Below are 9,525 nucleotides of genomic sequence, written 5' to 3'. Positions count from 1 at the left end.
GTATAGCCAAGTTGGTAAGGCATCAGGTTTTGATCCTGACATCCGTTGGTTCGAGTCCAGCTACCCCTGCCATTTTTTACTGTAATAGTAGTCTTCAATATTTTTCATCACTCTTTTCTATATTTGGGCAGTTAGACACTGCTTAGCGGTCGCTGCTTGATTTAATCAATAGGACTTCAGTCATGCCTTATTTGGCAATTTTTACGGGCAACGCCCATCCTGAATTAGCGAAAACCGTCGCCGACCACCTACACATCCCTCTTGGTAAAGCTGACATCACGCGTTTTTCTGATGGCGAAATTGCGGTGGAAATCAAAGAGCACGTGCGCGGTAAAGACGTGTTTATCATGCAGCCTACTTGTGCACCGACCAACGACAACTTGATGGAAATCATGATGATGGCCGATGCCTTGCGTCGCTCTAGTGCTGGCCGTATCACCGCTGTCATGCCCTACTTTGGTTATGCCCGTCAAGACCGTCGTCCGCGTTCAGCGCGTGTTCCTATCTCGGCCAAAGTCGTCGCTGACATGCTAAACATCGTCAGTATCGATCGCGTCATGACCGTTGATTTGCACTCAGATCAAATTCAAGGTTTCTTTGATATCCCAGTCGATAACATTTACGGCACGCCTGTGCTGCTAAACGACCTCAAAAAGCAAGATTATGACAATATCATGGTCGTCTCTCCTGACGTCGGTGGTGTCGTTCGTGCCCGTGCTATGGCCAAACAACTAGGTGATACTGACTTAGCCATCATCGATAAGCGCCGTGCGCGTGCCAACGAATCACAAGTGATGCACATTATCGGTGATGTTCGCGACCGTGATTGCGTCATCGTTGATGATATGGTCGATACTGCAGGCACATTATGCAAAGCTGCTGAAGCATTGAAAGCAAATGGTGCACGCCGCGTATTGGCTTACATTACCCACCCAGTCTTATCGGGTAATGCGCTAAAAAACATCAATGAATCTGCATTGGATGAGATTGTGGTCACTGATACGATTCCTTTATCTGACGCCGCCAAAGCTTGTAGCAAAATTCGTCAAGTAAGTATCGCCCCGATGCTGGCTGAGAGCTTGCGCCGTATCAATAACGAAGAATCTATCAGTGCGATGTTTGACGCTTAGGTAACGCTTAAGATTGTCCGTTACTAAAAAATCTGTTAAAAAAACGCCAAGTTTTATGACTTGGCGTTTTTTTTAATCACTTTTCGTTGTTTATTGTATATTCACTTTAAATAGCCATTTCACGTAGGTCTTTATTATTGTTAAAGAATCACGTATAATGCGCGCCTGTATTCATCATTAGCTAATCTTTATTATTTTTAGGTATTTTTATACTTAGCGACATGATTGATACTTTCTAAAGTATTGATTATCCAGTGATAGACTGGTCGCAAGTCTGTTATTACTGGTAGATACTTCACATACTCTCTATAGGATTATATCCATGAGCATTAATCATTTTGAACTAAACGCCATTGATCGTGCTGCTGAACTACAAGGTAAAGGTGCGAGCCGCCGCCTACGTAAGCAGAATCTTGTGCCTGCTATCATCTATGGTGGTAACGAAGAGCCAACAGCGATCTCTATCAAGCTTAACGAGTTGGTAAAATCACTTGAATTCGAAGCCTTCTTCTCGCACATTTTGACCATCAATGTTGACGGCGAAGAGCATCAAGCCGTTATCAAAGACTTGCAGCGCCATCCAGCTAAAGGCTTCCCAATGCATGCTGACTTCCAGCGTATTGTGAAAGGTCAAAAAATCCACATGAATGTTCCTGTGCATTTCACTGGTCGTGAAGATGCGCCGGGTACTGCTGCTGCTGGTGTACTATCAACGCTAGTATCTGATATCGAAATCATCTGCCTACCATCACAGCTACCTGAATACCTAGAAGTAGACGTATCTGGTATGGAAATCGGTGATTTGTTCCGTTTATCAGACATCAAACTTCCTGAAGGTGTTGTTATTCATGAACTTGAACTAGAAGACGGTCATGATCGCACGATCGTTAACATGCAGCCACCAACGGTTGAAGAAGTTGACGAAGACGCTGAAGAAGTGGATGCAGCTGACGTTCCAGCCACTGAGCAAGATGCTGAAGGCGAAACTGAAGACAAGAAAGACGACGAATAGTAAACAATCGCTATGTAGTGACTTATCGTATGCTACGTAGATAAAGGTTTGTTTAGTTAGAAAGCAGCAGGTGATAAATATCTCCTGCTGTTTTTGTAAGTAAGGTTTGAAAAGTAGGACAACTATTGTGTAGCCTAAATATTATAGAGTCGTCTTACTTTTCAAACCTTATCACTCATTTATTACAGCTAAGAAAGGGGTTTTTATGGCCATAAAACTTATTGTCGGTCTTGGTAATCCCGGTCAGCAGTATATGTTTACGCGTCATAATGCAGGGTTTTGGTTCGTCCATCATTTGGCGCAGCAGTTCAACATCACGCTCGCCCCTGACAAAAAATTCCACGGGGTAACAGGACGCGGACAAATTCATGGGCATGACGTGCGGCTATTGATGCCACTGACCTTTATGAATAAATCCGGTCAGTCAGTGGTGCCTATGGTCAACTTTTATGGCATCCAAAATGATGAGTTGCTGATTGCCCATGATGAGCTCGATATTCCAGCGGGCAGCATCAAGCTCAAAACCGATGGCGGACATGGTGGTCATAACGGTTTGCGCGATATCACGCCGCATATTGGCAACGACTTTCATCGCCTGCGCGTGGGTATTGGGCATCCGGGACACAAGTCTAAAGTCAGCGGACACGTCCTATCAAAAGCTTCCCCCGATGAGCAAATTGCCATTGATAGCGCCTTGAGCGCCGCGTTTGAAGCTTTGCCCCTGCTGTTAAGTGGTGATATTGAAAAAGCTCGCTCTCAGATTAATAGTTTCAAAGGTCCAGAATAATAGGTCGAATGAATAACAGCGCCTTTTATTTTGGCGATATTGTCCCCATTAACCTCTTGATTTGGTTGATTAATAAGTCAGTTGATATCTCATTTTTCTAATGATAGTTTTTAATAGCAGTCACGCTCATTAATATCAGTTACGCTAAGGAAGCAACCTATGCTACTTAATATGCTTAAATGCAAGTTACACCGTGCCCGTGTTACCCATGCCGAGCTTCATTATGAAGGCTCGTGTGGTATCGATGGTGATTTACTAGATCTGGCTGGTCTACGTGAAAACGAATCTATCGATATCTATAATGTGACCAATGGCAAGCGCTTTCGCACCTATGCTATCCGTGCTGAAGCAGGCTCTGGTATTATTTCGTTAAATGGTGCCGCCGCTCATATGGCCGACTTAGGTGACATCGTCATTATCTGTGCCTATGCGCATTTTGATGAAGTGGAAGCCGAAACTTATCAGCCAAAACTGGTCTATTGCAACGAAGACAATACGGTCAAAGACACAGCGAATATCATTCCAGTACAAGTGGCTTAGTTGTAGTAACTTTCGTTTTGTAACTTAGCTGTGGTAGCTTAGTTGTTAACGGCGAGACGCTGCTGTTAAGTTTATAAAAAATTGTGTTCGATAAGGAAGCTGAATCTATATAGGATTCAGCTTTTTTTATGTTTTTTTATCCATTTACGAGTCACAAGGAAACCTACTAATGTGGTTGGCAGTTATTGCAGTATTAATCGGTTTAGCCATTTTGGTATGGAGTGCCGATATTTTTATTGATGGGGCAACTGCTCTGGCTATAAAGTTACGCGTGCCAAGTTTTTTGATTGGGGTGATTATTTTAGGATTGGGCACGTCGGCACCTGAGATGGTAGTGTCGTTACTTGCTGCCTTGGAAGGCAGTCCCGAGCTGGCGCTAGGTAACGCTTATGGTTCAAATATTATCAATATAGCCTTGGTATTGGGGGCAACGGTACTGATTAGCCCCATCATCATTCATAAAGGCATCATCAGGCGCGATTTGCCGATACTGGTAGCGATTACCGCATTGGCAGCATGGCAGCTACGTGACGGGCTGCTGAGCTTAAATGACGGGCTAGTGCTATTGGCAATGCTGGTCATTGTCTTAGGGGTTCAAATCGTACTGAGCTTACGCGACGGCAATTCAGATAACGCAGATGAGACTAAAGAGGTCATCGATGCTGATCATAGTGCACCGAGTTTAATGCGGGGTTTGGGTAGTTTATTCATTGGTCTGTCAATGCTGGTAGCAAGCTCGCAAGCCATCGTCTGGGGTGCAGTAGAGTTGGCAACATTTTGGGGCTTGAGCGAGCTGATTATTGGCTTAACCATCGTGGCAGTTGGTACCTCATTGCCCGAACTGGTTGCCAGCTTATCAGCAGCGCGTAAAGGTGAGCATGACATGGCGCTGGGCAATATTATTGGCTCTAATATCTTTAATACCTTAGGCGTCGTTGGTCTGGCCGCTCTCATCGCCCCTATCACTGCCAATCCGATTATCTTGTCGCGTGATATTTTAGCGATGGGCTTGATCACTCTATTACTCGTGGTACTGTGCGTCTTTGCCTTTATGAGCAAGCGTCCATTTGGTCGTATATCTGGCGCGACCTTAGTCATGTTTTTCGTCGGCTATACTTTATGGCTGATGCAGACAGCCAACATGTAACGCTTAACGTGTGTTGACAGACTATGGTGATGATAGTGCGGTTTATTTTCCTTGCTTGCGGTTTCTAATGACCCGCCATAAACTTTCATTCTCGGTTTTTGGCATTTTTAAGGTAATGGTATTCGATAGCATATCTTGTACCGCGAGTCCGCGACGATTAAACAGGCAAAAGGCATAATTAAAGACGAAGCCCAATAAAGCACTGGTTAATAAAATAGCGCGCGTGCCACCGATGACGCTACCAATAATGCCAAATATAAGCGGCATAAGACTAGCCGCTAAAATACGCTTAAAAGACTGCCCCCACGTCAGCAAATGACCACTATTGTTGACCGTCTTTAGACGCCACGTTTGCATCCCTAGCGTTTGACCACTACGACGCCAAAACAAACCATAGAATCCCACTAACGTCAGTATAAAAGACGGCGTCATAATAAAGTTTTGATACCATGTCGGCAGTGATTTGGCCTCTTGTGATTGCGTGCCGGTGTCCATAGTCAATAATGTGCCAATCACCGTCAGTATGGTGCCTACCAAAAATAACAACGCTAGAACCAACATACCGTCATAAAGAATAGCCGCCATACGCGTACCAGGTTTGGCAATCGTCGGTTCTTCGGCTTCAGAGATATGAGGCTTTGAGGTTTTTGGTGATAATTTGGCTTTAGTAGCCGCTTTTGACGACGTTTTTGACATGATACAAGCCCATAACAAGCGAAAAATAGAGCGCTCATTGTACCGTAATTCAAGCGCCTATCGTACATTATGATGCGAGAAGACGTCAGATGCAAAAGACTGTCTATTCAAATGTAGAAGGAAGATGGCAAGTAAGACAGTCGTTTTATAAATAGAAGACTTATAGAAGCTATAGAGATAAAAACTATAGAGATAAAAGCTACATACATAAAAAAATCGCCAAATTGTCATAAGACAGGCGATTGATTTAGATTTTCTGTTAGCTTACTTATTACATGAAAAAATAAACTAGTATGCAAATGGTGCGCTTGGAGAGATTCGAACTCCCGACCCCTTAGTTCGTAGCCAAGTGCTCTATCCAACTGAGCTACAAGCGCGTACTTTGCACATCATTTACTGCATTGTTAACAACAATTACAGCAAATTAGGTTGGTTATTATATAGATAATATCGCTTGTGTCAATATCTTTATTAGTTAAATTCAAATTATTTTTGAACCAAATACTAAAAAAACAATCAACGCCAATCTCTGCGTTATTACTCTACTAACAACTGAATAAATGGCGGTGAAGGAGGGATTCGAACCCTCGATACGCTTACACGTATGGTTCCTTAGCAGGGAACTGGTTTCAGCCACTCACCCACTTCACCTAACGATTTAAGACACTTATCAAAGTATTTTTAAAAAAACACTTCTTTAAACACAGTATCGATGCTAACAATACGTCTTATGTCGTGGGCGAGTATTATAGCAAAGCCAAAACGAATTGCAAGCACTGTCTACAGTTTTAATCACGCTTTTGCCATAATTATGAATTTTAGAGCTATTAAACAGGTTTTCTACGCTTTTTTAGGCGGCCAGCCTTACTATTCGTAAAAAAACGGTGTATCTAATAAATAGTTTTAACAGACATAGCATAGCGCGACATCTGAAGCTGCTATGGCTTTTTTGGTGGCGGATGGCTATAGTATTTGTTATTCATCTTAGCAATAAAAGGAAGGGTTATGCGACCAGTGGTATTGTGTTTTTCAGGATTAGATCCCTCTGGCGGTGCTGGACTACAAGCAGATATCGAAGCCATTGGTCAAGCAGGCGCTCATGCGGCGATTGCTTGCACGGCGGTCACCATCCAAAACTCGCAGCAGGTCTTCGGCTTTGAGGCTTGTAGCGCTGAACTAGTCAGAAATCAAGCGATGGCAGTACTCGAAGACTTGCCAGTAAAGGTTATCAAATCGGGCATGCTCGGCACTACTGATAATATAAAAATGATGACTAGATTATTCACTAATAAAGTTATTAAAAAAAACACCCCTTTTGTACTTGATCCAGTATTGGTTGCTAATAGTGGCGGTAGTTTGGGCGATGAGGCAACTTTAGTAGCAGCTTTCAAACAGCTACTGCCCTATGCCACTTTAATTACGCCTAATACTCATGAGTTACGCGCTCTGAGCGGCGAGCAAGACTTGCATATTGGTGCGCAAAAACTATGCGCACAAGGATCTCATGCGATATTGGTCAAAACCTCACACGACTTTAATAGCGGTGATATCGAGCAGTATCTGTATATAGAAGGTGAGATGGTGCATCAAAGCACCTTACCGCGCTTAGAAGGCGAATTCCATGGCTCTGGCTGCTCGCTGGCTAGCTTTATCGCTGGACGTCTAGCAATAGGCGACGCGCTCATTGATGCCGTCAAGGCAGCCGATAACTGGATTACTCAAACCTTGCGCGCCGCCGATGCACCGCACCCTGAGAATGCAGAAGCCCAACTGATACCCAACCGTTTTATAGACTTTCAGAATAATCTATAAACGATAAATAAAAAAAGACGCTCTGTATTAATAGAGCGTCTTTTTGAATACAATTCTTTATTTTATTCACAGCGATTCATTTAACCAAGCACCGGTAGGAAACTTTGCATGAATTCTTGTAAACCTTTTTCTATGACGATGAATACAATAAAAGCTGCAATGGGTGATAAATCAAGCATGCCTATGTTCGGTATGATACGACGAAACGGTGCCAATATTGGTTCAGCTAGCTGCATAATAATTCCAATGATGGGGTGCGCTGACTGAGTAAACACCACTATCCAGCTGACGATAATAGAGCCAATGACTAAGTAGCGACACATACGCAAAAAGTCTTCAACCAGACTCAACGAACCCACAAAAAACAGCGGAATCGGTGCTATTCCTTTTTGCGCTAGAGCCGCCTTGCCTGATATGTCTATCAAACGTATCAGAAACATCAGCACGATAGCAGCGATACTAATGCGTCCTCCCCCTAACGTGGGAAAGATACGCCCAAAGACATCTACGATACGGGTAGCTCTATAAGCCGGCGCAATCATAGGTTCACTTTCATCCATACCTGCGAACTGCAACATAAAGCGAATAAAGATTAGTAACATCGCAAAGGTAGTAACTAGATCAAAAATATGCGGTAATAGGTTATTCATGAAGCGCTACTCAATGTGCCATTATTAACAGATTTTAGGATGACGTTGGTCCATATTAAACGCATGATAGGGTCATACGGCTTATTATCGGTGTCAGGCTGATGCGATAAACTCACCAGCGTATTTCTCGATAACATGCCTAAATACCGTTATCAATATAAAGGTTTACTCACTCATCTCTTCGCTAAGCGCTTGACTTCGATCCGAGCAGGCTTTCATAGCCTCAGCGATTTGGCGACCGATGTCGTTCGCTTGCATGGATTCTATCGCCGCTTGCGTAGTGCCATTCGGTGAAGTCACTTTGCGACGTAACTCACTTGGCGTGTCATCACTATCTTTTGCCATTTTTGCAGCGCCTAGCATAGTTTGCATCGCGAGCGCTGACGCTTGCTCTTTATCTAAACCTAAAGCGACAGCACCATCGATCATCGACTCTATGAAGTAAAACACATACGCCGGAGCTGACCCTGAGACAGCGGTGACCGCGTGCATATGCTCTTCGTCATCAACCCACATGACCAGACCAGAGGCTTCCATTACTGCAGTGGCTAATTGCTTTTGTTCAGTAGAGATATCATCCGTACCATAAAGGCCCGTCGCCCCCATCTGAATCATGGCAGGTGTATTTGGCATTGCGCGCACGATATTGCGATAGCCGCCTAGCATGCCAGACAAAATATCCGTCGACAAGCCAGCTGCCACCGAAATCACTAGCTGCTTGTCCAATACATCTGCAAAAGCGCTGACGACTGGTTTCATCACTTGCGGTTTTACTGCCAGTACGACAATATCAGCATCGGTAATAGCGGCGGTTGGATTAGCGGTTGGATCTACAGTGTTTAATCCCTTAGCGGCTAGTTGCTCGCGCGCGTCGCCGCTAGGATCAGCCACGGTAATCAGACTGGGCTTGATGCCGCAGCTTACAAGACCGCTAATCAAGGCCTGCGCCATATTTCCGCCACCGACAAAACTGATTTTCTTATTATCTAATACTGACATGTGTGTCTCCTACTCAAAAATTTCAAAGGCAATCAAAGTAACATAATGGTATTTAAAATGACACTCAGTTTACCATACTGCTACTACGACCGTTTGATAAATTCCCGAGCTCATTATTAGCCTAAAATCCTATTCAACTACTAAATTATCACAGACTCTTTCATAGCTTAGTTAGTAAATTGAGAAATGTCATTTTCAAACTATTTTTAAGTTTTTTGGAGTAAACGATGTATTTTGTGCGTAGAGGCAATCTAGACGACTTTACAGATATTGCTAACATGCACTTTGAGAGTTGGGGTGCCGCCTACTTAGGTTTGCTACCAGAGTCTTATATTAGCAACAAAAACAACCTATTCGAAAAAACAGAAATGTGGCGAGCGTTAATCGTTCATCACGATGTCGTTGTGTGGGTAGCACATGATACTAACCATAAAAGCTTAGGATTTATTGGATATTTTAATAAAAATAATAGCTATGAAATTACGACTTTGTATGTTTTACCAGAATATCAGAGGCTAGGTATAGGAACTGAGTTAATGAAGACGTCGTTGCAAGACATCTTAGAGTCTAATATCAATACCCACTTTTATTTATGGGTACTAGAATCTAATACAGCAGCTATCGATTTTTATAAAAAATTCGGTTTTGTCTATACTGGAGATAATAGTGAAGAATGCTACGAAGGTACTAAAATCACAGATATCAAAATGGTAAGAAAAAAATAATCTAACTTCTTAACTCAGAATGAGTAA

Annotated in this window: 10 protein-coding genes and 2 tRNA genes; 7 read left to right on the top strand and 5 right to left on the bottom strand. The window is 43.1% G+C overall.

Annotated elements, in window-relative coordinates; translation table 11 throughout:
• The first annotated feature begins 182 nt into the window (after positions 1-182).
• The 5 genes from AAEY80_RS12640 to AAEY80_RS12620 all read left to right on the top strand — a co-directional run bounded on the left by AAEY80_RS12640 (position 183) and on the right by AAEY80_RS12620 (position 4,616).
• Positions 183-1,130, top strand: a complete 948-nt coding sequence (locus AAEY80_RS12640) for a ribose-phosphate pyrophosphokinase (RefSeq protein WP_025651871.1) — start codon at positions 183-185, stop codon at positions 1,128-1,130.
• A gap of 322 nt (positions 1,131-1,452) precedes the next feature.
• Positions 1,453-2,142 (top strand): 50S ribosomal protein L25/general stress protein Ctc, encoded by a 690-nt coding sequence (locus AAEY80_RS12635; RefSeq protein WP_025651870.1) that lies wholly within the window; start codon positions 1,453-1,455, stop codon positions 2,140-2,142.
• Positions 2,143-2,347: 205 nt separating this feature from the next.
• On the top strand, positions 2,348-2,929 hold the full coding sequence (pth, locus tag AAEY80_RS12630) for an aminoacyl-tRNA hydrolase (RefSeq protein ID WP_101211331.1): 582 nt from the start codon (positions 2,348-2,350) through the stop codon (positions 2,927-2,929).
• Positions 2,930-3,088: 159 nt separating this feature from the next.
• Positions 3,089-3,469, top strand: coding sequence for an aspartate 1-decarboxylase (gene panD, locus AAEY80_RS12625; protein ID WP_025651868.1), 381 nt, complete (start codon positions 3,089-3,091; stop codon positions 3,467-3,469).
• A 169-nt stretch (positions 3,470-3,638) separates the two neighbouring features.
• On the top strand, positions 3,639-4,616 hold the full coding sequence (locus tag AAEY80_RS12620) for a calcium/sodium antiporter (protein WP_025651867.1): 978 nt from the start codon (positions 3,639-3,641) through the stop codon (positions 4,614-4,616).
• A gap of 42 nt (positions 4,617-4,658) precedes the next feature.
• Here AAEY80_RS12620 and AAEY80_RS12615 read toward each other — a convergent pair whose 3' ends face one another.
• The 3 genes from AAEY80_RS12615 to AAEY80_RS12605 form a co-directional block, all read right to left on the bottom strand.
• The gene (locus AAEY80_RS12615; RefSeq protein WP_201577334.1) at positions 4,659-5,312 is read right to left on the bottom strand and encodes an RDD family protein; all 654 of its coding nucleotides are present in this window, start codon (positions 5,310-5,312) and stop codon (positions 4,659-4,661) included.
• Between the two features lie 300 nt (positions 5,313-5,612).
• Positions 5,613-5,689, bottom strand: a tRNA-Arg gene (locus AAEY80_RS12610).
• Positions 5,690-5,873: 184 nt separating this feature from the next.
• Positions 5,874-5,963 (bottom strand) — tRNA-Ser (locus tag AAEY80_RS12605).
• A gap of 354 nt (positions 5,964-6,317) precedes the next feature.
• Between AAEY80_RS12605 and AAEY80_RS12600 the strand changes: the two genes are divergently transcribed.
• Positions 6,318-7,124 carry a hydroxymethylpyrimidine/phosphomethylpyrimidine kinase gene (locus AAEY80_RS12600; protein ID WP_201606540.1) on the top strand — a complete coding sequence of 269 codons (807 nt, stop codon included), beginning with the start codon at positions 6,318-6,320 and terminating at the stop codon, positions 7,122-7,124.
• A gap of 80 nt (positions 7,125-7,204) precedes the next feature.
• Here AAEY80_RS12600 and AAEY80_RS12595 read toward each other — a convergent pair whose 3' ends face one another.
• Together AAEY80_RS12595 and proC are read right to left on the bottom strand one after the other, a co-directional pair.
• Positions 7,205-7,774, bottom strand: a complete 570-nt coding sequence (locus AAEY80_RS12595) for a YggT family protein (protein ID WP_201577339.1) — start codon at positions 7,772-7,774, stop codon at positions 7,205-7,207.
• A gap of 165 nt (positions 7,775-7,939) precedes the next feature.
• Positions 7,940-8,773, bottom strand: a complete 834-nt coding sequence (gene proC, locus AAEY80_RS12590; RefSeq protein ID WP_201578449.1) for a pyrroline-5-carboxylate reductase — start codon at positions 8,771-8,773, stop codon at positions 7,940-7,942.
• 227 nt (positions 8,774-9,000) lie between these two features.
• Here proC and AAEY80_RS12585 point away from each other — a divergent pair, with 227 nt between their 5' ends.
• Positions 9,001-9,498 carry a GNAT family N-acetyltransferase gene (locus AAEY80_RS12585; protein WP_201567036.1) on the top strand — a complete coding sequence of 166 codons (498 nt, stop codon included), beginning with the start codon at positions 9,001-9,003 and terminating at the stop codon, positions 9,496-9,498.
• Positions 9,499-9,525 lie beyond the last annotated feature (27 nt).

The organism is Psychrobacter sp. 78a-MNA-CIBAN-0178, assembly GCF_040309625.1.
GTDB classification, from domain to species: domain Bacteria; phylum Pseudomonadota; class Gammaproteobacteria; order Pseudomonadales; family Moraxellaceae; genus Psychrobacter; species Psychrobacter okhotskensis.
This window is presented reverse-complemented; position numbering and strand designations above follow the sequence as displayed.

What these genes read in the sequence shown, in the direction of transcription:
- AAEY80_RS12640 (WP_025651871.1), top strand. Translation starts at nt 183, where the DNA reads ATGCCTTATTTGGCAATTTTTACGGGCAACGCCCATCCTGAATTAGCG.
- AAEY80_RS12635 (WP_025651870.1), top strand. Translation starts at nt 1,453, where the DNA reads ATGAGCATTAATCATTTTGAACTAAACGCCATTGATCGTGCTGCTGAA.
- pth (WP_101211331.1), top strand. Translation starts at nt 2,348, where the DNA reads ATGGCCATAAAACTTATTGTCGGTCTTGGTAATCCCGGTCAGCAGTAT.
- panD (WP_025651868.1), top strand. Translation starts at nt 3,089, where the DNA reads ATGCTACTTAATATGCTTAAATGCAAGTTACACCGTGCCCGTGTTACC.
- AAEY80_RS12620 (WP_025651867.1), top strand. Translation starts at nt 3,639, where the DNA reads ATGTGGTTGGCAGTTATTGCAGTATTAATCGGTTTAGCCATTTTGGTA.
- AAEY80_RS12615 (WP_201577334.1), bottom strand. Translation starts at nt 5,312, where the DNA reads ATGTCAAAAACGTCGTCAAAAGCGGCTACTAAAGCCAAATTATCACCA.
- AAEY80_RS12600 (WP_201606540.1), top strand. Translation starts at nt 6,318, where the DNA reads ATGCGACCAGTGGTATTGTGTTTTTCAGGATTAGATCCCTCTGGCGGT.
- AAEY80_RS12595 (WP_201577339.1), bottom strand. Translation starts at nt 7,774, where the DNA reads ATGAATAACCTATTACCGCATATTTTTGATCTAGTTACTACCTTTGCG.
- proC (WP_201578449.1), bottom strand. Translation starts at nt 8,773, where the DNA reads ATGTCAGTATTAGATAATAAGAAAATCAGTTTTGTCGGTGGCGGAAAT.
- AAEY80_RS12585 (WP_201567036.1), top strand. Translation starts at nt 9,001, where the DNA reads ATGTATTTTGTGCGTAGAGGCAATCTAGACGACTTTACAGATATTGCT.